This window comes from Phaeobacter sp. JH20_02 (assembly GCF_048056915.1).
In the GTDB taxonomy this organism is placed as follows: Bacteria; Pseudomonadota; Alphaproteobacteria; order Rhodobacterales; family Rhodobacteraceae; genus Phaeobacter; species Phaeobacter bryozoorum.
Window position 1 is genome coordinate 94,247 of sequence record NZ_JAYMVP010000029.1, and the last position, 21,459, is coordinate 115,705.

At 61.5% G+C, this 21,459-nt stretch carries 21 protein-coding genes, 1 tRNA gene, 1 other RNA gene and 1 riboswitch; of the genes, 11 read left to right on the plus strand and 12 right to left on the minus strand.

The window, feature by feature from the left end; genetic code table 11:
- Window positions 1-64: 64 nt before the first annotated feature.
- Window positions 65-1,180, minus strand: a complete 1,116-nt coding sequence (gene ald / locus VWY34_RS18650) for an alanine dehydrogenase (protein ID WP_340546695.1) — start codon at window positions 1,178-1,180, stop codon at window positions 65-67.
- Between the two features lie 137 nt (window positions 1,181-1,317).
- Between ald and VWY34_RS18655 the strand changes: the two genes are divergently transcribed.
- From VWY34_RS18655 to ppk2, 3 genes are all read left to right on the plus strand, one after another.
- The gene (locus tag VWY34_RS18655; protein WP_014875917.1) at window positions 1,318-1,776 is read left to right on the plus strand and encodes an Lrp/AsnC family transcriptional regulator; all 459 of its coding nucleotides are present in this window, start codon (window positions 1,318-1,320) and stop codon (window positions 1,774-1,776) included.
- A gap of 102 nt (window positions 1,777-1,878) precedes the next feature.
- On the plus strand, window positions 1,879-3,468 hold the full coding sequence (locus VWY34_RS18660) for a GMC family oxidoreductase (protein WP_416534621.1): 1,590 nt from the start codon (window positions 1,879-1,881) through the stop codon (window positions 3,466-3,468).
- 217 nt (window positions 3,469-3,685) lie between these two features.
- Window positions 3,686-4,603 (plus strand): polyphosphate kinase 2, encoded by a 918-nt coding sequence (gene ppk2 / locus VWY34_RS18665; RefSeq protein ID WP_340546697.1) that lies wholly within the window; start codon window positions 3,686-3,688, stop codon window positions 4,601-4,603.
- A gap of 480 nt (window positions 4,604-5,083) precedes the next feature.
- On the opposite strand, the gene rpsU is transcribed toward ppk2, so the two are convergent.
- Window positions 5,084-5,290, minus strand: coding sequence for a 30S ribosomal protein S21 (rpsU, locus tag VWY34_RS18670; RefSeq protein WP_005614280.1), 207 nt, complete (start codon window positions 5,288-5,290; stop codon window positions 5,084-5,086).
- Between the two features lie 241 nt (window positions 5,291-5,531).
- On the opposite strand from rpsU, the gene VWY34_RS18675 reads away from it, so the two are divergent.
- On the plus strand, window positions 5,532-6,254 hold the full coding sequence (locus VWY34_RS18675) for a COQ9 family protein (protein WP_416545188.1): 723 nt from the start codon (window positions 5,532-5,534) through the stop codon (window positions 6,252-6,254).
- Window positions 6,255-6,345: 91 nt separating this feature from the next.
- A complete protein-coding gene (locus tag VWY34_RS18680; protein ID WP_416541109.1) occupies window positions 6,346-7,338 on the plus strand; it encodes an NAD(P)H-quinone oxidoreductase in 993 nt (330 codons plus the stop codon).
- 49 nt (window positions 7,339-7,387) lie between these two features.
- Here the strand turns inward: VWY34_RS18680 and VWY34_RS18685 are convergent, their stop codons facing one another.
- A complete protein-coding gene (locus VWY34_RS18685) occupies window positions 7,388-8,245 on the minus strand; it encodes a DUF2189 domain-containing protein (RefSeq protein WP_340546700.1) in 858 nt (285 codons plus the stop codon).
- Window positions 8,246-8,459: 214 nt separating this feature from the next.
- Entirely contained in the window at window positions 8,460-9,143 is a 684-nt protein-coding gene (locus tag VWY34_RS18690) for a ribonuclease T2 family protein (protein ID WP_416545190.1), read from the minus strand.
- A 142-nt stretch (window positions 9,144-9,285) separates the two neighbouring features.
- Between VWY34_RS18690 and VWY34_RS18695 the strand changes: the two genes are divergently transcribed.
- Together VWY34_RS18695 and VWY34_RS18700 are read left to right on the plus strand one after the other, a co-directional pair.
- Window positions 9,286-10,056, plus strand: coding sequence for a DUF1013 domain-containing protein (locus VWY34_RS18695; RefSeq protein ID WP_340546702.1), 771 nt, complete (start codon window positions 9,286-9,288; stop codon window positions 10,054-10,056).
- Window positions 10,057-10,311: 255 nt separating this feature from the next.
- Window positions 10,312-10,388 (plus strand) — tRNA-Met (locus tag VWY34_RS18700).
- Between the two features lie 152 nt (window positions 10,389-10,540).
- Here the strand turns inward: VWY34_RS18700 and recR are convergent.
- The 4 genes from recR to VWY34_RS18720 form a co-directional block, all read right to left on the minus strand.
- Window positions 10,541-11,140, minus strand: a complete 600-nt coding sequence (recR, locus tag VWY34_RS18705; protein ID WP_416534616.1) for a recombination mediator RecR — start codon at window positions 11,138-11,140, stop codon at window positions 10,541-10,543.
- A 157-nt stretch (window positions 11,141-11,297) separates the two neighbouring features.
- Window positions 11,298-11,642: a YbaB/EbfC family nucleoid-associated protein gene (locus VWY34_RS18710; RefSeq protein WP_019298230.1), complete on the minus strand. Its 345-nt coding sequence runs from the start codon at window positions 11,640-11,642 to the stop codon at window positions 11,298-11,300.
- A gap of 10 nt (window positions 11,643-11,652) precedes the next feature.
- Window positions 11,653-12,024, minus strand: coding sequence for a hypothetical protein (locus VWY34_RS18715; protein WP_260082097.1), 372 nt, complete (start codon window positions 12,022-12,024; stop codon window positions 11,653-11,655).
- A 17-nt stretch (window positions 12,025-12,041) separates the two neighbouring features.
- A complete protein-coding gene (locus tag VWY34_RS18720) occupies window positions 12,042-13,907 on the minus strand; it encodes a DNA polymerase III subunit gamma/tau (protein WP_416534614.1) in 1,866 nt (621 codons plus the stop codon).
- 230 nt (window positions 13,908-14,137) lie between these two features.
- Between VWY34_RS18720 and VWY34_RS18725 the strand changes: the two genes are divergently transcribed.
- Entirely contained in the window at window positions 14,138-14,689 is a 552-nt protein-coding gene (locus tag VWY34_RS18725) for a protein-tyrosine phosphatase family protein (RefSeq protein WP_416538246.1), read from the plus strand.
- Between the two features lie 125 nt (window positions 14,690-14,814).
- Here VWY34_RS18725 and VWY34_RS18730 read toward each other — a convergent pair whose 3' ends face one another.
- From VWY34_RS18730 to VWY34_RS18740, 3 genes are all read right to left on the minus strand, one after another.
- The gene (locus tag VWY34_RS18730) at window positions 14,815-15,228 is read right to left on the minus strand and encodes a hypothetical protein (RefSeq protein WP_416545192.1); all 414 of its coding nucleotides are present in this window, start codon (window positions 15,226-15,228) and stop codon (window positions 14,815-14,817) included.
- 91 nt (window positions 15,229-15,319) lie between these two features.
- A riboswitch (cobalamin riboswitch) is annotated at window positions 15,320-15,561 on the minus strand.
- A 207-nt stretch (window positions 15,562-15,768) separates the two neighbouring features.
- An RNA gene (gene ffs, locus VWY34_RS18735) (signal recognition particle sRNA small type) lies at window positions 15,769-15,867 on the minus strand.
- An 86-nt stretch (window positions 15,868-15,953) separates the two neighbouring features.
- Window positions 15,954-17,822, minus strand: coding sequence for a 5'-nucleotidase C-terminal domain-containing protein (locus VWY34_RS18740; protein WP_416549003.1), 1,869 nt, complete (start codon window positions 17,820-17,822; stop codon window positions 15,954-15,956).
- Between the two features lie 314 nt (window positions 17,823-18,136).
- Between VWY34_RS18740 and nudC the strand changes: the two genes are divergently transcribed.
- Together nudC and VWY34_RS18750 are read left to right on the plus strand one after the other, a co-directional pair.
- A complete protein-coding gene (nudC, locus tag VWY34_RS18745) occupies window positions 18,137-19,132 on the plus strand; it encodes an NAD(+) diphosphatase (RefSeq protein ID WP_416545196.1) in 996 nt (331 codons plus the stop codon).
- Between the two features lie 69 nt (window positions 19,133-19,201).
- Window positions 19,202-19,669, plus strand: a complete 468-nt coding sequence (locus VWY34_RS18750) for an SRPBCC family protein (RefSeq protein ID WP_340546709.1) — start codon at window positions 19,202-19,204, stop codon at window positions 19,667-19,669.
- Between the two features lie 102 nt (window positions 19,670-19,771).
- Here the strand turns inward: VWY34_RS18750 and VWY34_RS18755 are convergent, their stop codons facing one another.
- On the minus strand, window positions 19,772-20,605 hold the full coding sequence (locus VWY34_RS18755; protein ID WP_340546710.1) for a prephenate dehydratase: 834 nt from the start codon (window positions 20,603-20,605) through the stop codon (window positions 19,772-19,774).
- A gap of 118 nt (window positions 20,606-20,723) precedes the next feature.
- Between VWY34_RS18755 and VWY34_RS18760 the strand changes: the two genes are divergently transcribed.
- A complete protein-coding gene (locus VWY34_RS18760) occupies window positions 20,724-21,227 on the plus strand; it encodes a c-type cytochrome (RefSeq protein WP_340546711.1) in 504 nt (167 codons plus the stop codon).
- The last annotated feature ends 232 nt before the right edge of the window (window positions 21,228-21,459 follow it).

A 21,459-nucleotide genomic window follows, 5' to 3' on the forward strand; every position in this document is an offset into this window, starting at 1 on the left:
AAATGCGACAAGGCCCCGCGATTGCGGGGCCTTGTTCAGGCTGATGCCAAGTGTGAGGGAGGTGTTACTTGATCATCAGTTGTGGGGAGACGACGTCGATACCCAGTGCCTTGCCGACGGCGAAATAGGTCAGCTTGCCAGCGTGGACGTTCAGACCGTTCAGCAGGTGCGGATCATCGGCGCAGGCCTGTTTCCATCCTTTGTTGGCGAGGTTCAGCATGAAGGGCAGGGTCGCATTGCCCAGGGCCTGGGTCGAGGTGCGCGCGACGGCGCCCGGCATGTTGGCCACGCAGTAGTGCATGATGCCGTCGACTTCGTAGATCGGGTCGGCGTGGGTGGTGGCTCTGGAGGTCTCGAAGCAGCCGCCCTGGTCGATAGCGACGTCGACCAGAACCGCACCCGGCTTCATCTCGCTGAGCTGTGCACGGGAGACCAGTTTCGGCGCCGCGGCACCGGGGATCAGAACCGCACCGATCACCATATCGGCGTCACGGACCAGCTCAGCGGTGGCACCAGCGGTGGAATACTGGTTCTTGAAGTCGCGACCGAAGACATCGTCGAGGTACTTCAGGCGTGTGAGCGACCGGTCGAGAATAGTGACATCTGCGCCCATGCCCGCAGCGATCTTGGCCGCATGGGTGCCGACCACACCGCCGCCGATCACAACAACCTTGGCGGGGGCCACGCCGGGCACGCCGCCCATCAGAACGCCACGGCCACCGTTTGCCTTTTGCAGGGTGTATGCGCCAACCTGCGGGGCCAGACGGCCGGCCACTTCGGACATCGGCGCCAGCAGCGGCAGGCCGCCACGGTCGTCGGTCACGGTTTCATAGGCGATGGCGGTACAGCCGCTTTCCAGAAGGTCCTTTGTCTGCTCCGGATCGGGGGCCAGGTGCAGATAAGTGAACAGCAGCTGGCCTTCGCGCAGCATCTTGCGCTCAACGGCCTGGGGTTCCTTGACCTTCACGATCATGTCGGCGGTCGCGAAGATCTCTTCGGCGGTGTCGATGATGGCGGCACCAGCGGCGACGTAATCCTCATCGGTGAAACCTGCACCCATGCCAGCACCGGCCTGGATCAGGACAGAATGTCCGTGGTTAACGGCTTCACGGGCGGCGTCCGGCGTCATGCCGACGCGGAATTCCTGCGGCTTGATCTCTGTGGGGCATCCGATTTTCATGTAATCACTCCTCCTACATGCTTGCGCTATTGTGCCGCAGGCGCAGTGAAAAGTGCTTCTTTTTTGGGCAGATTAAAAAGGTGCAGATCGAAGGTTCTTCGAATATATTGTAACTTTGACGAAGGATCTTTCACCATATGTCACTTGATCACACGGATCGTCGGATCTTGCAGGTGTTGCAGAAGCAGGGCCGGATCTCCAACGCAGAGCTGAGCGAACAGGTTAACCTGTCTGCGTCGGCCTGCCACCGACGGGTCCAGCGCCTGGAGGCGGATGGCTATATCCGCAATTATGTCGCGCTGCTGGATGCACGCAAGATGAACTTGCCCGCAACGGTATTTGTGGAGATTACCCTGCAAAGCCAGGCCGACGAGCTGCTGGACGCGTTTGAGAAGGCAGTGGCACGCATTCCGGATGTGCTTGAATGTCATCTGATGGCGGGAACGGCGGATTACATCCTGAAGGTGGTGGCTGAAAACACCGATGATTTCGCCCGCATCCATCGCCAGCATCTGACGCGACTGCCCGGCGTGGCGCAGATGCAAAGCTCCTTTGCGCTGCGTACGGTGTTCAAGACCACGGCGCTGCCGGTCTGACTGGGGCAGCGCCCCTGTGGCAGGGCGGCTTGTCAGGCTCCGTGATCTGGGAAAGACTGCTCCGGCAGAAAAAGACGGCAGGATCGTCGCGGGCGGGGGCATATGGACTGGGACTATATCATCATTGGCGCGGGCAGCGCGGGGTGTGTGCTGGCCAACCGGTTGAGTGCCGCAGGGCAGCGCGTGCTGCTGTTGGAAGCGGGAGGCCGGGACAACTACCATTGGGTGCATATCCCGATGGGATATCTCTATTGTATCAACAATCCGCGTACCGACTGGATGTATCGGACCGAGGCCGAGGCCGGGCTGAACGGGCGGGCGCTGATCTATCCGCGCGGCAAGGTGCTGGGCGGCTGTTCCTCCATCAACGGGATGTTGTACCTGCGCGGACAGGCGGCGGATTATGACGGCTGGCGTCAGCGCGGCCTGACCGGCTGGGGCTGGGACGACGTGCTGCCCTATTTCAAGAAGTCAGAGGATTACGTCGAAGGGCCGTCCGATCTGCACGGCTCGGGCGGCGAATGGCGGGTGGAAAACCAGCGGCTGCATTGGGATGTGCTGGACGACTGGATGCAGGCGGCCGCGGACTGGGGGCTGCCAAAGGTCACGGATTTCAACACCGGTAACAACGAAGGAGTCGGTTACTTCCGGGTGAATCAGCGTGGCGGCTGGCGGATGAACACCGCAAAGGCGTTTCTGCGGACTGCCACCGGTGAGACACTGAAGGTCGAGACCGGCGCCCATACACGGCGCATTCTGATCGAAGAGGGCCGGGCGGTGGGCGTGGAGTACAGCCAGGGTGGCGTGATCAGGACCGCGCGGACGCGGGGGGAAATCGTGCTGTCGGCGGGCGCAATCAACAGCCCTCAGATCCTGCAACTCTCTGGCCTGGGTCCGGCGGAACTGCTGCGGGCGCATGGGATCGAGGTGCATCGTGACCTACCTGAGATTGGGCGGAACCTTCAGGATCATCTGCAGCTGCGCTGCGCCTGGCGGCTGAGCGGGGCAAAGACGCTGAACACGCTGGCAAACTCGCTGATTGGCAAGGTGAAGATCGCTGCCGAATATGCGCTGCGCCGGTCTGGCCCGATGTCGATGGCGCCCAGTCAGCTGGGTGCGTTTTCACGGTCGCGCCCGGATCTGGCGACGCCGGATCTGGAGTATCACGTGCAGCCCCTGACGCTGGAGGCCTTTGGTCAGCCGCTGCATGACTTTCCGGGGCTGACGGCGAGTGTGTGCAACCTGCGGCCCGAAAGCCGGGGTGAGGTGGCGATCACCAGCGCCGATCCGATGCAGGCGCCGCGTATTGCACCCAATTACCTGTCAACCGCAGGCGATCGTCAGGTCGCGGTCGCCGCGATCCGGCAGGCACGCGCGATCATGGGGCAGTCCGCCATGCGCCGCTATCTGCCGGAGGAGCTGAAGCCGGGCGGCGGATCCGATGAGGAGGCGGATCTGATGCAGGCAGCGGGTGATATCGGCACCACGATATTTCACCCGACCTGTACGGTGCGGATGGGCATCGAGGAGGCGGCGCCGGTGGATGGGGCGCTTCGGCTGCGCGGAGTGGCGGGGCTGCGGGTGGTTGATGCCAGTGTGATGCCGGTGATTCCCAGCGGCAATACCAATGCCCCCACAATCATGATCGCGGAAAAGGCAGCTGACATGATTTTGAGTGATCATCGCGCGTAATTGGTGTTTCTCGCACCGTGCCCCCTTGCGCCCGTTCGGATTATTCGATTCCCTGTTCTGACCCTGTCGGCGGTCGCGCCACGGGGAGCGATGGCCTGTTGGCAGTGACGGCGCGGAGTGCCGACGGATCTCTGCGACGGTATGGTGTGACATGAAACAATCACATCCGCCTGCTACTGCCGCGTGACTGACCACTAACCGACCAAGGAGCCCGAGCGTGACCAGCGAGTATGACCCTGATTCCTTTGACTGGCTGGACGCTGAACTTCAGGACACGTTGGACGAAGATTTCGAGATCGAGTTCGCCGAACCGATGCTGTCGATGGAGCTGCGCAAGATCTATCGCTCACAGCATCCGGAGATGCTGGACCGTAAGGTCTATTTCCGCAATCTGCTGCGGTTGCAGGCGGAGCTGATCAAGGTGCAGGACTGGGTCCAGCACACTGGGGCAAAGGTCTGCATCCTGTTTGAGGGCCGCGACAGCGCAGGCAAGGGCGGGGTGATCAAGCGGATCACCCAGCGCCTGAACCCGCGGGTGGCGCGGGTGGTGGCCTTGCCCGCCCCCAGCCGCCGTGAGCAGAGCCAGTGGTATTTCCAGCGCTATGTGCCGTATCTGCCGGCGGCGGGTGAAATCGTGCTCTTCGACCGCTCCTGGTACAATCGCGCCGGGGTGGAGCGGGTCATGGGATTTGCCAGCGATGACCAGGTCGAACAGTTCTTTCAGGACGTTCCCGAATTCGAGCGGATGCTGGTTCGGTCGGGCATCATCCTGCTGAAATACTGGTTCTCCATCACCGATGAAGAACAGCAGCTGCGGTTTCTCATGCGGATCCATGATCCGATGAAACAGTGGAAGCTGTCGCCGATGGATCTGGAGAGCCGAATCCGCTGGGAGCAGTATACCAAGGCCAAGGAAGATATGTTCGAGCGCACCAATATCCCAGAAGCGCCCTGGTATATCGTCGAGGGCAACGACAAGAAGCGCGAGCGGCTGAACTGTATCGAGCATCTGCTGACGAAGATTCCATATAGCGAGGTGCCGAGCGAACGGGTCTCGCTGCCGGACCGGGAGTACAAGCCCGATTACGAACGCCGGGTGCTGCCGGATGACCTCTACGTGCCCAAGATCTACTGACGGCAGGCCGTTTGTCGCGTCTGGACAGCCGCCGGGACCGGGCCCTGGCTGCGCCTGATCGGGCGGGCGCGCAGGCGTGGTGCGGGGCTGTTAGGGAAAGCGCAGTCAGGGCGCTGTCTACCCGTGGGCTCTGAGGAGAGAAGGAACCCGGAGCGGCAAATGCCTTGGTTGTAAGGGGGTAAGACAAGCGCCTGATGGGGGGGAGACGCTGCCTGCTCCGGGTTTAAACCACCGGGTGTTCCAGATCCGATGGAGCGGGCAGCTGCTGGGGAAACGCTTCAGCCTGCCCGTGCATTAACCAGACTAGCGCAGTTTTCCAGAAACGAACACACGTATTGCGTGTATTTTTTGATAAAATATTAATTTTATAGGCGACGGATTGTCGCACTCGCTATTTTCGGGGAGGGCAAAAACGACAAACCCCCGCGGCAAAGCCTCGGGGGTCGTCAATTTTGCGTCCAGAACTGCGGATCGAAGGGCTCAGAGGAGGCCTTCGCGCTGTGCTTTCTTACGTGCCAGTTTACGGGCACGGCGAATCGCTTCAGCTTTCTCACGCGCTTTTTTCTCGGACGGCTTCTCGAAATGTTGCTTGAGCTTCATTTCGCGGAAGACGCCTTCACGCTGCAGCTTTTTCTTCAGGGCACGAAGCGCCTGATCGACGTTATTGTCGCGAACACTAACCTGCATGTGGTTTTCACCACCTTTCTAAGTTGAGTTGCAAGGATTTGCAGGAGCTGGCCATATAGCAAGGTCGTGCTAGCTTGTCCAGTGCCGGGCAGGGGCGGTGCAGATGCTCCTGTAGCTGTTTGATGCGTCATTGTCGCTGAGCCGAACAGTCCGGGCGTGTCTGTCCGCGCCGCAGGTGATACCCGGTGTCCAGAAGACGCGATTGCGATTAGAGAGAGATGAGATTTCGGAAGGCGATATCATGACGATTGAGGATCACACCGACCCGCGCTCCGTGCCTGAGGCGGGCGACACCATCGAGCGGCTGCTGAATGCCGCATTACTGCATGTGCCCTTTGATGGCTGGAGCGCCTCGACATTCTCTGCAGCGGTGGCGGACGCCGGGGTTGCCCCGGCGCTGGCGGAGGCGTTGTGCCCACGCGGCGCGGTAGATCTGGCGGTTGCCTTTCACAGGCGTGGTGATCAGCTGATGCTTGAGCGATTGGCGCAAGAGGACATGACCGGCCTGCGGTTTCGCGATAAGATCGCACGGGCGGTGCGTCTGCGGCTGGAGGTCGTCGACGATAAGGAGGCCGTGCGCCGTGGCACCACTTTGTTTTCGCTGCCACAATACGCAGGCGATGGTGTTCGGCTGATCTGGGGCACGGTGGATGCGATCTGGACCGCGCTTGGCGATTCTTCGGAGGATATCAACTGGTACACCAAGCGGGGATCGCTTGCGGGCGTTTATTCTTCGACCGTGCTCTATTGGCTGGGAGACGACAGTCTGAACCACCAGGCCAGCTGGGAGTTTCTCGACCGTCGCATCGACAACGTCATGCAGTTCGAGAAACTGAAGGCGCAGGTGCAGTCCAACCCGTTGCTGAAACCTCTGTTGGTGGGGCCGAACTGGCTGGCCCAGCAGATAAAGGCGCCGAGCGCGCGCGACGACCTGCCGGGCAGCTGGTCGACCCCGCGGCGCTGATGGGCGCAACGTTCTGGTTGCCTGTGCCAATGCAACGTCTTTGACGGGCAGCCGTCCTTTGCTAGGCAGTGACAACAGCGGAGGAATGCCAATGACCGAGATGATGCAGGCGATTGAGATTCGCGAGCCGGGTGGGCCTGAGGTTTTGCAGGGCTGTGCCCGCCCGATGCCGACCCCGGCGCATGGGCAGGTGGTTCTGAAAGTGGCCTATGCAGGCGTCAATCGCCCGGATGCGCTGCAACGCGCGGGCAAATACGCACCTCCCCCGACCGCCAGCGACCTGCCGGGCCTGGAAGCCTCAGGCGAGGTGGTCGCCATTGGCGCCGGGGTCAGCGAGCTGACTGTGGGCGACCGGGTCTGTGCGCTGCTACCCGGCGGCGGCTATGCCGAATATGTCGCGACGCCAGCGGCGCATTGCCTGCCGGTGCCTGAGGGGCTGTCTATGAAGCAGGCGGCCTGCCTGCCGGAGACCTGTTTCACCGTCTGGTCCAACGTCTTTACCCGCGGGGGCCTGCTGGCCGGGGAGCGGTTTCTTGTTCACGGAGGGTCATCCGGTATCGGAACAACCGCGATTCAGCTTGCTTCGCAGCTGGGCGCGCGGGTCTTCACGACCGCCGGATCAGATGAGAAATGTGCGGCGTGCCTGACGCTTGGGGCCGAACGGGCGATCAATTACCGCGATGAGGATTTCGTCGAGGTAATGAAAAGCGAAGGCGGGGCCAATCTGATTCTGGACATGGTGGGCGGCGACTATATTCCGCGCAACGTGCGTGCGCTCGCGGATGATGGCCGCATGGTCCACATCGCGTTTCTGTCAGGTCCGAAGGTGGAGTTGAACTTTGCCCAGGTCATGGCGCGGCGTCTGACGCTGACCGGATCAACACTGCGACCACAGAGCGATCTGGCAAAGGCCCAGATTGCGCGGGATCTGCGCGAGGTGGTCTGGCCACTTATCGAGGCAGGGAAATTCGCGCCGGTGATGGACCAGACCTTTGCCCTGGAAGATGCGGCGGCGGCCCATGCACGGATGGAAAGCTCTGCGCATATCGGCAAGATTGTTTTGGAGGTCGGCGGCGAGGGGTAGGCCCCGCCGCGCGGGCTGATCGTGCAGGCGCGGTTGTCGCCGGCACGTGTCAGGCAACGGCTCGGCGATAGAGATGCCAGGTGGCGTGTCCCAATACCGGGACCACCACGATCATGCCCGCAAACATCGGGATCGCAGCAACCAGCAGCGCAAGCGCGACAATGAGGCCCCAGACCAGCGAGACCCAGAGATTCCGGCGCACCACGCGCAGGGATGTGGCGACAGCGATGGGCAGGCCGACATGCCGGTCCAGCAACAGCGGAAAAGACACAAGGCTGACCGCGAGCGCTGCAAAGGCGAAGATCCCGCCTACGGTGCCGCCGATCACCAGCATTGCCCAGCCGGCACCGGTGGTGAAGATATCCTGGGTAAAGGCCGCCAGAGATGTCGGGGCCTCGGGCCCGAGCGTGCGGTTGTAGATCGCCGCAGCCACCGTCAGCCAGAGGATGCAGAGCGCGGCCAGATATAGGCCCAGCATCAGGATCGACAGGAACGCCGGGGAGCGCAGCACGGCAAAGGCGTCCATCCAGCGCGGTGTGAAACCGGCCTCGCGGCGTGATGACATCTCATAGAGCCCAACGGCGGCGACCGGGCCAACCAGCGCAAATCCGAGGACCAGCGGGAGGATCAACGGCAGGAGGTTCATCGACAGGCTGAGGACAACCAAGGCCACGCCAATCAGCGGGTAGAGAAAGACAAGCGCCATGGCGTCAGATCGGCAGGCCGCGAAATCCTGCCACCCGGCCCGCAGCGCAGCACCGAGGTCTGCCATGTCCAGCTGGAGCACGCGGGGCATCTCGCCTGCCTTGTCACTGCCCAGATGGTCCACCGAAGCGGAGAGATGGGAACTGGTCAGGCCAACGGATTTTGCCAGCCAGCTGATGGGGTTTCCGATGGTTCGTGCCATGATTATTCCTCTCGGGTTCGCGCAGTGCGCGGCAGTCCGGTCAAGGGAGGTGAGCACGACAGGTCCGGATCTGAGGTGCTCTCAGAGTGGTGCATATGCTCAGTCTACCATAAAGACAGCGCAAATTGGGTCACTATGGCGCGAGGGATGCCATTTCCCGGTGCCTCTCCCTGTGCTTCGGCGCAGGAGTCGTCTGGCCGTGCGGATCGCAGCGCTAGCGGATCGGCTCGAACACCGCGTTTTTCTGCGTGCAGTCCCGGATCACATCGCGGCCGCAGGGCACGGGTTTCAGCTCGCGGGACAGACAGATGCGGGCTTCCTGGATGTGGCCATCGCGGCAGGTGATGGTCAGCGTGTCGGGCTTCAGATCGGGGTTGTCCTGCAGAAAGGCCTGTTCCACCAGACTGGCGGGTAGGGTCACGGCTTGGGTCAGCCTGCGAAAGGCACGCGGTCGGTTGATCTCTGCGTAGGCCTGCCGGGAGAGGGCGAAATATTCGCGAGCGGACAGGCCACTACAGGTTCCGTGTTTCTTCCACTGATGCCAGGCGAGGCCGGAGGTCCCCATGATGTCGGCCATCTGCTGCGTCTGCTGGCGGGTCGGCGGCGCCTCTGCGGTGCGGCAGTAGCTCGGCCAGCCACGATGGAACTGCGGCCAGAGCCCATGCAGGGTCCAGCCATGATCGTGGCGGGGGTCGCATTGCTCGGACCGTTTGGCATCGCCTTCCAGCGCACACCAGTTCGGCGACCAGCTGAGACTGAGGACATAGTAGTCGAACTGCCCGGCAATCTCGCCTTCGGCTGTTGCCTGTCTCGGCGATGTCGCGGCAAAGGCGATGCCCAGTCCGACAGTTGCTACCGCAATAAGGGCTGCCTTCAGGGTCCGTTTGATGCCGCGCATTCGCCTCTTTCCTTATAGAAACATCGCGACTATATAGAATTGAAGTTCCCCGACAACGGAAACCGCCCCAAATCGGGGAAGCCTCTTTCAGGCGACGGGAAAGATGTATCTGGGACAACCGTGTTACTAAGGAGATGAGCGCATGGCAAAACCGTTGATGGCCAAGGCGACCGCCGTGTGGCTGGTGGACAATACCACGATCAGCTTCAAACAGATTGCCGATTTTGTCGGTATGCACGAGCTGGAAATCCAGGGCATCGCTGATGGCGATGTGGCTGCTGGCGTCAAAGGGTTCGACCCGGTTGCCAACAACCAGCTGACGCAGGAAGAGGTGGATAAGGCCGAAAACAACCCGCTGCATAAGCTGAAGTTGAAGTTCAACCCGGCTGCTGCCGGTGAAGAGAAACGCCGTGGACCGCGCTACACGCCGCTGTCCAAGCGTCAGGACCGTCCGGCGTCGATCTACTGGCTGGTGAAGTTCCACCCTGAGCTGTCCGATGGCCAGATTTCCAAGCTGGTGGGCACCACCAAGCCGACCATTCAGGCGATCCGCGAGCGGACCCATTGGAACATTGCCAATATCCAGCCGATCGACCCGGTCGCGCTGGGCCTGTGTAAACAGTCCGAACTGGATGCCGCCGTACAGAAAGCCGCCGCCAAGAAGGCTGCCGAAGGTGGTGTGATGAGCGATGACGAACGTCGCAAGTTGGTGTCGACTGAACAGTCGCTGGAGATGGACGCAGAGCCCCGTATGCCGTCGGCGATCGAGGGTCTGGAGACCTTTACCCTCGGTGGCAGCGACAAGCCGAGCCGCGCCGAAGAAGAGGATGTGGTTGACGCTGACAGCTTCTTCAACCTGCCTGCCGGTGGCGATGACGAGGATGACGAGGACGATACGGATCCCCGTTTCTAAGCCACACGCGCCCCTGCACAGGGGTGACGCAAGGTTAAAAAAAGCCACGGGATGCACAGCGTTCCGTGGCTTTTTTGCGTTTCAGGCGCCTTGCCTTCGGGGTGGCTGTGGCGTGGATGCTGGCAGGCCGCTGAGCTGCGGGCAGGCCAATTATTCGACCGTCACAAAAAATTCGCCTTTCGGTGCGGATCGCTGCATTTTTCTGACATTTCTGCCTTGACGCGCGGCCGTGGCTGGCGTACCTCGCACCCCGACGGCGCGGTAGCTCAGTTGGTTAGAGCGAACGACTCATAATCGTTAGGTCGGGAGTTCGAGTCTCCCCCACGCCACCATTTCTCCTTGAAAACAAAGACTCGACCACTGGCATAGTGCCGGGTGACTGCGCGGCGTTTCCGCCTGTGAACATCAGCGTCCAACCGCTGTGTCTGATCAGATATCGCCTGGGCATGGGGCGTGGTCGCGGGCCAAGGGTGGCACGGGCGTGTCAGATGTCCTTGCGGGCGCGCAGGGCCGCCGTGATGGTGCCTTCGTCGAGGTAATCCAGTTCTCCGCCGATGGGCACGCCCTGCGCAAGAGAGGTGAGCCGAACCCGGCCGTTGAGCTGATCGGCAATGTAATGCGCCGTGGTCTGGCCGTCGATCGTGGCGTTGAGCGCCAGAATCACCTCCGTGACGTTCTCGGCCTGAACCCGGTCCACCAGACGGGGAATGCGCAGCTCGTCGGGGCCGACGGCATCCAGCGCCGACAGCGTGCCGCCAAGCACGTGATAGCGCCCTTTGAAGACCGCCGCCCGCTCCATCGCCCAGAGATCCGCGACATCCTCCACCACGCAGAGTTCGCCATTGGCGCGGGTCATATCCTCGCAGATGGTACAGAGATCGCTGGTGCCGACATTGCCGCAGTTGAGGCATTCACGAGCCGTGGCTGCAACGTCACTCATCGTTTCAGCCAGTGGTGTCAGCAGCAGGGCGCGTTTGCGGATCAGGTGCAAGACCGCCCGGCGGGCAGAGCGCGGCCCCAGCCCCGGCAGTTTGGCCATCAGGGCAATCAGGTCTTCGATATCGGTGGTGGAGTTCTTGATCATGCCTAACGCCCCTATCTGCCCCGCTATATAGGCTGATTGCCCTTGGAAAGCACAAGGGGGCGCAGGCAGTCTGTTCAGGTTTTGTTTTACAGTGCCTGCGGGGCAAAAGAAAAGGCGGCCACAGGGCCGCCTGATCGGGTCTGCATGATGCCGCAGCTTAGAACGGCAGTTTGATATCCTTGGGAAGGCCCATGCTTTCGGTCAGCTTGGCCATTTCGTCCTGCGCCTTCTCGGCTGCCTTCGCTTGGGCATCCTTGATTGCGGCGAGGATCAGGTCTTCGACCACTTCCTTGTCGTCGCCGTTGAAGATCGACGGATCAATATCCAGCGCCTTCAGATCGCCCTTGGCCGAGGCGGTCGCCTTCACCAGACCTGCGCCTGCTTCGCCGGTGACCATGACATTGTGCAGGTCTTCCTGCATCTGCGCCATTTTGGTTTGCAGTTCCTGTGCCGATTTCATCATCTTGGCCATGTCGCCAAGACCGCCGAGGCCTTTGAGCATCTGTTTTCTCCTAAGTGCGAGGGCGCAGCGCGCCGTAAGTCATCCCGGCACATATCGCAACTGCAAGGCCGATGAACAAGTGGGGTGGCGCCAAGCAATCTTCTGCAAGGTCGTAGGCTACCGCATAATTCAGCGCGTTTTCGTACCGGTCAATCGCAACGACAAAGGCAAGACCGGCCCAGAGCACGGCAGCGATTGCGAAGGTCGGGCGGTTTCGTGTGGTCAGAGCGATGCCCGCAAGGGCAAGCAACGCAAGGGACACGGGCAGGGTGGAGAGGCCTATCAACTCATCCCAGGCGGTGGCCGGACCATCACCCGGTTTCCAAGATAGTCGTTCCTTATCACAGACTTCTGCAATTGCTGCAGCGGGAAACAGCGTCATTATACCTGCAAAGCAAGTTACTCTTCTTCGAAGGGATCCCATTCGTCCTCGACCTCTGGCAGGGCGTCTGCTTCGACCTCGGCGGCGAGGTCTTCGGCGGTGCGGATCTTGATGATCCTGGCCTTGGGGAAGCTGTCCAGAACGGCCTGTACGATCGGATGTTGACTGGCCTTGTCGCGCAGGGCGTTTTCAACTGCATTGTCGCGTTCGGTGATCGTCTCACCACCGCCTTCGTTTGCGATGGAAATGACCCAGCGTGCCTGAGTCCAGGTCTGCAGCTGCTGGCCAAGGCGTTGTGCCAGATCCTTGGGCGCGTCATCGGTGGGCTGGATGGTGATCCGCCCCGGCTGGTAGGAGACCAGCCTCAGGTAGGTTTTGACATATTCCAGCAGCAGGCCATCCCGGCGGACGCGAATCAGTTCAACGATATGTTCAAAACTGGGGTATCGGGCCAGCGCCTGATCCATCTGCGGCGCAAGGGCAGTGGCCGGTCCGCCGCCCGTGGCGGAGATGGTCTGCGACATCGTCGGCCCGCTGCCAGGGCCGGGCTGATAGCCGGAGGCTGTCTGCCCTGTGTTGTGGCCGGAGTTTTGATTCTGGCCGGTGTTTTGGCCCGCATATTGCCCGGCATGGTGCCCCTGCGCGCCCGCCTGCGGCAGGGGGGCGCCATTGCCGGGGCCAGCTGGTGGCGGCGGCGGGGTGTCCTGAAGCGTGCGCATCAGCTGTTCGGGGGTTGGCAAATCAGCCACATGAGTCAGGCGGATCACCGCCATTTCGGCCGCCATCATCGCGTTGGGGGCGGCGGCAACCTCCTCCAGAGCCTTCAGAAGCATCTGCCACATCCGCGTCAGCACCCGCATCGGCAGGGCTTCGGCCATCTGGCCGCCACGGGCGCGCTCATCGGGGCTGACGGTGGGGTCTTCAGCCGCATCAGGCGTGATCTTCACCACAGAAACCCAATGGGTGATCTCCGCCAGATCGCGCAGCACCGCCAACGGGTCTGCGCCCTCGGCATATTGCGCACTGAGTTCCGTCAGTGCCGCCGCCGCATCGCCGCGCAGGATCATGTCCATCAGGTCCAAGACCCGGCCGCGGTCGGCAAGGCCCAGCATGGCGCGGACCTGATCGGCGGTGGTCTCACCCGCGCCATGGGAAATCGCCTGATCCAGGAGCGAGGTCGCATCCCGGGCAGATCCTTCGGCGGCGCGAGTGATGAGCGCCAGCGCGTCGTCGGCAATCTGGGCGCCCTCAGCCGTTGCGATCTTGCGCAGGAGGGCAATCATCACCTCCGGCTCGATCCGGCGCAGGTCAAACCGCTGGCAGCGCGACAGCACCGTCACCGGCACCTTGCGGATTTCGGTAGTGGCGAAGATGAACTTCACATGCGCGGGCGGCTCCTCCAGCGTCTTCAAGAGCGCGTTGAACGCGCTGGTCGACAGCATGTGAACTTCGTCGATGATGTAGATCTTGTAGCGGGCCGAGGCGGCGCGGTATTGCACCGAGTCAATGATCTCGCGGATGTCTCCGACACCTGTGCGCGAGGCCGCGTCCATCTCCATCACATCTACATGGCGGCCTTCCATGATCGCCGTGCAATGCTCGCATTTGCCACAAGGATCGGTGGTGGGGCCGCCCTGGCCATCCTCGCCGATGCAGTTCATGCCCTTGGCGATGATCCGGGCGGTTGTGGTTTTGCCGGTGCCGCGGATGCCTGTCATGATGAACGCCTGGGCAATGCGATCGGCGGCAAAGGCGTTCTTCAGCGTCCGCACCATGGCGTCCTGACCCACCAGATCGGCAAAGGTCTCGGGCCGGTATTTGCGGGCCAGAACCTGGTATTGACCCGAGGTTTGGTCTGCTGTGTCGCCTGCTGTGTCGCTCATGATGTCTCGTGCCAGATTCGGGGGTCGGTCGTTGATGTCCGGGTAAAGTAGGCAAGCCCGCGCGTGGCGTCCACCGCTGATGGTGGTCGCGGCAGGATAAGGGGTGTGTGCCATCGGGCTTTCAGAAACCATTAGGTGCAGGGCCGACAGATCGCTACATTGGAGGATGTGATCGTCCGGGGGGATTGCTGGCGTAGGATCAGGCGGTGAATTGGCAGTGGGGGCTGACCATGGAGGATGGATCTCAACACGGTGACATCGAAGAGGAGCGGGCCGGGGGCACGCTGATCTTGCACGCGCTTTCGGTGGCGGATGGTATTCTGGCGCTATGCCCGCTGCCCGGTGCAGGGGGCGATTATCGTGGCGATATGGACCACATTCGAGAGTGGCAGCCCGGTTTGGTCATTTCGATGACCACGGAGGAGGAACATGCCGCAGTTGGTGCCGAGACGATTGGCACGGATCTGCAGAGTATCGGCAGCCGATGGATACATTTGCCCGTCCCTGATTTCAGTGCGCCGCCGCCGGAGATCCTGAGCCGTTGGCCGGAGGTCAGCCATCTGGCGCGCAAGGCGCTTGTTGGCGGTGGTCGGGTGCTGGTGCATTGCCGGGGTGGCTGTGGCCGGTCTGGCATGGTGGTGCTGCGGCTGATGACGGAATGCGGCGAGCGGCCGGATCTGGCGTTGGCACGGCTACGGGCCATTCGCCCCTGCGCAATCGAGACCGACGCTCAGATGATCTGGGCGTATGGCCCGAGGCGTATTCCCGGCAAAGGCACCTGACCGCGGCTGTGTGAAACGGGTCGGCGCGGGGAGATGCTCCCGCCCGGATATGACCTTCGGCAAGGTCCTATCCCGTTGGGCGTGGCGCCGCGCAAGCGCGGCGTGCGGTGCTTTCAAAGCGGCGTTCAGCTGACAGCTGCGAGCTGCGGCGGGGTGATCCGGACCATCTGAGGTGCCAGCGGCACAGCCTGTGCCAAGCCGCAGGGGTAATCCGGCAGCTTGGCAAGGGGGAGGCTGTCAGCCGAGGGCAGAAAGAGGGCATCCGCGAAACGGTCAAGACCGGCCAGATCCGCCTCTTGCGAGACACCACAATAAATGCGGATGCGGTCATGTCTGGCGGCAAATCTCGCCTCGCAGGGCCGGTCGCAGGCGGTCAGCTCGCATGTCCCGGCAATTTCGAAATCCTCGGTTGTGACGGCTTTTGCCTGTCCCATGGCGGCGGCGAGGCGCGCAATCATGCGCTCTGCCGCCGGGCAGGGTTGCCCCAGATGTAGGCAGGTGCTCAGGGAATAGCCATGTGTCGTATCAGTCCAGTTCATTGCGCCCTCCGCGCGAAGGAGGGGATGAACGGTCAGAGCTGGCAGGCCAATCGGCGGACATGCAGACCCTGCCAGGACACCCCGCCCGGTTTCGAGTTTCTCATCAGATGGCAGGTCTCCTGACTCGCGGGTCGCGGCAACTTCGGGGCCTTCCCAACACCGTGGGATCCAACGGGATCCGTGGCATCAGTGGCATGGTCCGAGGTTGCTCACCGCTTACAGTTGCGGGGGCAGTCGCGGCATTGATCCGGTATGTCTACCATCTCGCACCGTGTTCCCTTTTCATCCTGATCGCGTGGCAGCGATGCAGGAACCATCTGCCACTAGGGCTAGCGGCTGGCGGGGCGAGTCGTCAAGCGCTACGTCAGGGGATGGGGTATTTCTTCGGCGTATTGCCTACCATATCGGGGCGGAGTGGCGCCCCGTGCCACTATATATAGCGGCAATGCCAGAGTCGTTTGGTGTGGTGGATCAGCGGCCAAACTGGCAAGAAGCAGCTAACTCTGCCGTGGGCGGCGACTGAATGTCGGGGATGGGGGGAGGTGAGAGGTTGGACATCGACCCAAGCGGGGCTCGTTGTGGCTGCTTCCTTCCGGATCTGACCAGGTTGGCGAGGCGCTTGCCCGCGCCAACCTCTCACTGGTCGATATAGGAGGGCAGAGCAGGAATGGCAAGCCCGTCTGACCGCAATAAGGCGCATGGCAGCGGGCGCATTCAGGCGGGGATCAGAGCTTGACACCGATCCTCAAAAATCCGTCGGTGGTTGTGCCGTACAAATTGTGGCGGGCCGGGTCGAGATCGGTGAGATATGTGCGGGCGCCGGGTCCGGTAAAGATCTCGACCTCGGTCGAGGGGTGATTGGACAGCCGCCAGGGGGGCGGCGCTTGTTCCAATGGATCGCGCATCAGGCGCCCGGCGACATAATCGCAAATCACGTCCCTGACCCGCAGGGGGGGCGTCGGCAGGCGGGTCGCGGCCTGGGCCATCGTGAAGTTGCCGCCGCCGCCAATGCGGTAACTGCTTACTGCTACGGCGAAATGTTGGTTCTCTGGTATTGGAGCCCCTTTCCAGCGCAGATTGCGGATTCGGTGATTGCTGGGGTCAATCAGCTCACCATCGCTGGCAAATCTGGCAGGTACGGAGACATCGATGTCGTATTGCAGCCCAAAGATGACATCAAAGTTGTGACCGGCCCGGTCCGTGTCCAACAGCGGGTCTCCAGAGGTGCCCGGCGCGATCTGATTGAAGAGACCCGCCGACATTTCCAGCCAATCGCGCAGCTGGGCACCATTCAGAACCACCGTGCGCAGCTCGTTCGGGAAGGGCTGGATGTCGACGACATGGCGCATGTACATCTGGCCGGCCGGTACATCTGTGTAGTTGGACGGACCTGACCGGGCGCCGAATTTGCCGGGAGCGGTCGCTGAGAGCAGTGGCAGGTTTCCGGCAACGGTATCTCGCAGGGCGGGGCGCACCGCAGCGGCCTGGGCCCAGGCCACCAGCGCGAGGGCCTGATCGCGACCAAGGAAGGTGAAATAAGAGTGCAGCGGTCTGCTGGTGCTGCCGACAGGCTGGGCCATCCGCCTGCGTGTCTCTGCGTGGTCTTCTGCGAGGGCGTCGACCATGACGGGGTCTTCGGCCACCAGGGGAACGAGCATGCCACCCGCGCCGGCGATGGTCTTGCGCCGGGCGATAGGGCGCAATCTGCAGGTGGTTTTGGTCACGGTCCAGCGGCCCGATTGCAGCTGGACGTGCAGGTCGATCACGCCGAGGTGTGAGCCATGGGCACCCGGCATCACCACAGGCGCGGATACGGGATGGCGCGGATCCGGCAGGGTCAGATGAGTGTGCCCTCCGATGATGGCGTCCAGAACGCCAAGATCTGCAAGCGGGTGGAGTGCGTTCTCAATGCCGTATCCGGTAGTTTGCTCTCCGATACCTGTATGGGCCAGCGCGATGACGATATCGCAGCCCCTGGCGCGCAACGCGTCGGCCTGCCGGGCGGCACATTGCACCATGTCGTCGATGGTGACGCGACCCTGCAGCTGATGCGCGGCCCATTTCAGGGTTTGCGTCGGCAGAACCGAGAGCACGCCGATCCGAAGCGGCAGATCCTCCGAACCGGGGAAAACGCGTTCGAGCACTGCGGACTGGCAAAAAGGCAAGGAAGCCTGCGGATCCACCAGCTGCATATTTGAGCAGATGACGGGGCAGGAGATCTGCAGCAAGGCCTGCCTGAGCTGATCCAGGCCGAAATCGAAATCATGGTTGCCGAGCCCGATCGCATCGTAGCCGAGTAGGTCGAACGCGCGGGCAACCGGGGCCGGGCGGGTCTCGCTGAGCTGCATCGGGCGCTCTGCTATCGGGGTGCCGAAGATGCTGTCGCCATCGTCGACAAGCAGTGTCGCGGCGCCTTTGGCAGCGGCTTCCTCGCGCGCCTCAGCGATCAGTGTGGCAACACGAGAGAGCCCCAGGCTTGGGTCGGGGCGATCAGAATAATAGTCGTGACTCAAAAGATTAGCATGCAGATCCGTGGTCGCCAGAATGCGCAGGAATCCGACCTTTTCGTCTTCGGTTTGATCCGATCCTGTCATATTGCGTTTCTTAGCGGTCTCACGGCGAACCCCGGGGTGGCATTGATTGCCAATTTATTAACAAGCCTGTTTGCCTGTTTGAAGCAATCAAATGTGACGCCCGAAAGTCGCTTGTTGCCGAAAATTCTAATCAATCGCGTTGCTTTCCACTTGAGATGCTGCGGAATTACGGTTTTCACCTGTTGCGAGGGGTCAGGATATTTCTAGATCACTGTGGCGCAGAGGAAACAGATTATCATCTCATAGATGTATTTCTCTGCCAGATTCAGGTGCTGCGACACATCCGTGCGCAGACGTAGCAGCGGGGCAGCGCGATGCGACAGGCGGAACAAGTGACATTTGGTGGCAGCGGTCTGGACCGGGCCGCACAGCTCCGGGATGATCCGGCGGCCCTGACAACACGCTGGCAGAGCGAAAATTGCCGTATCCTTTTGATTTGGAGAGGGAAACCGCTATGTACGCTACCCGAGGCGGGAGTGGAGAGCGGCGCTGTGCCGGATGCTCTGGCTTGGATCGGGTCGGATCATCCCCTGGCGACGACTGGTGTGGGGCAGGCGGTCTTCCTGGGATGCTGTGCTGCTGGTTTGGCACGGTTCTCGCTTGATATCAGTGGATGGCAGCCAGACAATCATGACGAGAGCGCGCTGCGCAGCTTTGTCGACAACAGTGAACAGCGGCACCCGGATTTGCCCACTGACACGGGGTTTGTGGAGCTGCGCCGCATCATGGCACAACTCAGCCGCGAGGACGCCGAACTGGCAGCGATGGCACGGGCGGTGTTCGGCTGGCATCACAGCCATGGGTTCTGCGCCTGTTGTGGCGCGAAAAGCAATATGGCGCAGGCTGGCTGGCAGCGGCTTTGTCCCAGTTGCGGTGCGGCCCATTTTCCGCGTACCGACCCGGTGGTCATCATGCTGATCACCCATGGTGATGCCGTTCTGGTTGGTCGCTCGCCGGGGTGGCCGGAGGGGATGTATTCGCTGCTGGCCGGTTTCGTGGAGCCGGGAGAAACGCTGGAAGCAGCCGTGAGACGCGAGACGGAAGAGGAAACAGGGGTGAAGGTCGGCGCCGTCAGCTACCTGTCCAGCCAGCCCTGGCCGTTTCCTATGTCGTTGATGTTCGGCTGCGCGGGCGAGGCTCTGGGGCGTGAGATCACCATCGACCCGAAAGAGATCGAAGCGGCGCGCTGGGTTTCGCGGCAGGAGATGATGACGGTTTTTGAAGGGGGCCATCCTGAAATTCGCAGACCGCGCAACGGCGCAATTGCACATTTCCTTTTGCAGAACTGGCTTGCAGATACACTGGATTGAGACGAATAGTAGAATTCAGCTCAAGACTGCTATTGGATCTTGCAGATCCGCCGTAACGACAGGATGCCCATGGATTTCTCCAGCAAAGAAGACATCGACGCACCTATCGCCGAAGTCTTTCGGTCGATTTCTGATTTCGAGAGCATGGAGCGGATGGCGTTGCGTCGGGGTGTCGATGTGCAGCGCCTGGGAGATGCACAGCATCCGGAGAACGGGCTGGCCTGGGACATCGAATTTCAGTTCCGCGGAAAGAAGCGCAATCTGCATCTGTCGCTCAGCACCTACGAGCCGGTAACTCAGATGATTCTGAGCGGCACGGGTAGCGGGATGGATGGCACGATGGATATTGAGCTGCTGGCCCTGTCGCCCCAGCGCACCCGGCTTTCCGTGACCCTGACGCTGACACCGAAGACACTGTCAGGGCGTTTGATGGTTCAGTCGCTGAAACTGGCCAAAACCAAACTCAAGCGTGGTTTCAAGAAGCGGGTGTCCGAGTTCGCCAAGCAGACGGAAGAGCGCGTCAATCGTTCAGCCTGAGCATGGCCCGCGGGCCAACCGGCTGCTGGGTTGGATTCGGGATGACCGATCCGGGGCCGGTAGCTGAGGCCGCCATCGTCGCGTTAGCCGCGACGACACCGGTCAGAACCGGTCGTCATTGGCCGGGTAGACACCCAGTATTTCAATGTTGGTGGTGAAATAGGCCAGCTCGTCCATGGCGAGCTGCACATTTGGATCGTCGGGATGACCGTCGATATCTGCATAGAACTGGGTCGCGGTGAAGGACCCGTCGACCATGTAGCTCTCCAGCTTGGTCATGTTGATACCGTTGGTCGCGAATCCGCCCATCGCCTTGTAGAGGGCTGCCGGGATGTTGCGGACCTGAAAGACAAAGCTGGTGATCATGCCGTGGTTGCCACGGCGCTCCAGATTCGGCTCACGCGACATGGTCAGGAAGCGCGTGGTATTATTGCCATGATCCTCGATATGGCGTGCCAGCACCTCAAGGCCGTAGATCTCTCCGGCCAATTCGCTGGCCAGCGCCGCATGGCTCTTGTCGCCTTGTTCAGCGACATCGCGCGCGGCGCGGGCGTTGTCCGGGCTGACGCGGCCGCGAATGTTGTTTTCGCTGAGGAAACGCGCGCATTGCGGGAGCAGCACCAGATGCGAATGAGCGTCCTTGATATCCTCAAGCCGCGCACCAGGAACGCCAAGAAGATTGATATGCACCCGCACAAAGGCCTCATCAATGATGTGCAAACCGCTGTGGGGCAGCAGGCGGTGGATATCCGCAACGCGCCCGTAGGTGGAGTTCTCCACCGGCAGCATCGCCAATTCGGCTTCGCCGTTGCGGACAGCGTCAATGGCATCCTCGAAGTTGCGACAAGGCAGCACGTCCATGTCGGGGCGCTCCTTGCGGCAGGCTTCGTGGCTGTAGGAGCCAAGCTCCCCCTGAATGGCAATTCTATGGGTCATAACTGCGACATCCGTGCAAAACTTCAAAAACGGGCGTTTCGTCGCGCTGTCTATACCTTGCCACTTGAGAGGGGAAGCCTTAGACACCCTCCCAGACAGCTGAAATGGACTCGCGATCATGTTTGACACGATGACCCTTACCAAAGCGACCGCAGGCTTTTGCGGCGCTTTCCTCGTGCTCCTGCTAGGCAAATGGGCCGCAGAGGGGCTCTATCACACCGAAGCTCATGGCGAGGCTTCCTATGTGATCGAAGTGGAAGAGGCAGGTGCGGAAGAAGTAGTTGAAGTCGTCGACTTCGGCGAACTGATGGCCGCAGCAGATGTTGGCAAAGGTGCCAATGTCTTCAAGAAATGCTCCGCCTGCCACAAACTCGAAGCTGGTGCCAATAGCACCGGTCCTTACCTCTACGGTGTCGTTGGTCGCCCGATTGCTGCCGCAGATGGCTTTGGCTATTCCGCGTCGCTGGCGGGGATGGGCGGCGAATGGACAGCTGAAGAGCTCGATGCCTTCCTGACCAAGCCGTCGCAATATGCGCCGGGCACCACCATGAGCTTCAGTGGCCTGAAAAAACAAAGCGATCGGGTGAACCTGATTGCCTATCTGGACAGCCTCGACAACTGATTTCAGTTGCCTTTGCCCATGATCAAAAGACCGCGCCAGTTGGTGCGGTCTTTTTGCTTTCGGGGTGTGCTGGCGCGGATTTGATGTCTAGGCAGGCGGGTTCATGCCCTGACATCAGTTGACACACGGGAAATTCAGCCAATCTGAACTTGAATGTAGGGGGCCGGCCCGCTTAGCTTTGGGACAGAGAATGATCCTGGCAGCGAAGGCCGGACAATGGAGGTATTGGCAG

What these genes read in the sequence shown, in the direction of transcription:
- ald (WP_340546695.1), bottom strand. Translation starts at nt 1,180, where the DNA reads ATGAAAATCGGATGCCCCACAGAGATCAAGCCGCAGGAATTCCGCGTC.
- VWY34_RS18655 (WP_014875917.1), top strand. Translation starts at nt 1,318, where the DNA reads ATGTCACTTGATCACACGGATCGTCGGATCTTGCAGGTGTTGCAGAAG.
- VWY34_RS18660 (WP_416534621.1), top strand. Translation starts at nt 1,879, where the DNA reads ATGGACTGGGACTATATCATCATTGGCGCGGGCAGCGCGGGGTGTGTG.
- rpsU (WP_005614280.1), bottom strand. Translation starts at nt 5,290, where the DNA reads ATGCAGGTTAGTGTTCGCGACAATAACGTCGATCAGGCGCTTCGTGCC.
- VWY34_RS18675 (WP_416545188.1), top strand. Translation starts at nt 5,532, where the DNA reads ATGACGATTGAGGATCACACCGACCCGCGCTCCGTGCCTGAGGCGGGC.
- VWY34_RS18680 (WP_416541109.1), top strand. Translation starts at nt 6,346, where the DNA reads ATGACCGAGATGATGCAGGCGATTGAGATTCGCGAGCCGGGTGGGCCT.
- VWY34_RS18685 (WP_340546700.1), bottom strand. Translation starts at nt 8,245, where the DNA reads ATGGCACGAACCATCGGAAACCCCATCAGCTGGCTGGCAAAATCCGTT.
- VWY34_RS18690 (WP_416545190.1), bottom strand. Translation starts at nt 9,143, where the DNA reads ATGCGCGGCATCAAACGGACCCTGAAGGCAGCCCTTATTGCGGTAGCA.
- VWY34_RS18695 (WP_340546702.1), top strand. Translation starts at nt 9,286, where the DNA reads ATGGCAAAACCGTTGATGGCCAAGGCGACCGCCGTGTGGCTGGTGGAC.
- recR (WP_416534616.1), bottom strand. Translation starts at nt 11,140, where the DNA reads ATGATCAAGAACTCCACCACCGATATCGAAGACCTGATTGCCCTGATG.
- VWY34_RS18710 (WP_019298230.1), bottom strand. Translation starts at nt 11,642, where the DNA reads ATGCTCAAAGGCCTCGGCGGTCTTGGCGACATGGCCAAGATGATGAAA.
- VWY34_RS18715 (WP_260082097.1), bottom strand. Translation starts at nt 12,024, where the DNA reads ATGACGCTGTTTCCCGCTGCAGCAATTGCAGAAGTCTGTGATAAGGAA.
- VWY34_RS18720 (WP_416534614.1), bottom strand. Translation starts at nt 13,907, where the DNA reads ATGAGCGACACAGCAGGCGACACAGCAGACCAAACCTCGGGTCAATAC.
- VWY34_RS18725 (WP_416538246.1), top strand. Translation starts at nt 14,138, where the DNA reads ATGGAGGATGGATCTCAACACGGTGACATCGAAGAGGAGCGGGCCGGG.
- VWY34_RS18730 (WP_416545192.1), bottom strand. Translation starts at nt 15,228, where the DNA reads ATGAACTGGACTGATACGACACATGGCTATTCCCTGAGCACCTGCCTA.
- VWY34_RS18740 (WP_416549003.1), bottom strand. Translation starts at nt 17,822, where the DNA reads ATGACAGGATCGGATCAAACCGAAGACGAAAAGGTCGGATTCCTGCGC.
- nudC (WP_416545196.1), top strand. Translation starts at nt 18,137, where the DNA reads ATGCGACAGGCGGAACAAGTGACATTTGGTGGCAGCGGTCTGGACCGG.
- VWY34_RS18750 (WP_340546709.1), top strand. Translation starts at nt 19,202, where the DNA reads ATGGATTTCTCCAGCAAAGAAGACATCGACGCACCTATCGCCGAAGTC.
- VWY34_RS18755 (WP_340546710.1), bottom strand. Translation starts at nt 20,605, where the DNA reads ATGACCCATAGAATTGCCATTCAGGGGGAGCTTGGCTCCTACAGCCAC.
- VWY34_RS18760 (WP_340546711.1), top strand. Translation starts at nt 20,724, where the DNA reads ATGTTTGACACGATGACCCTTACCAAAGCGACCGCAGGCTTTTGCGGC.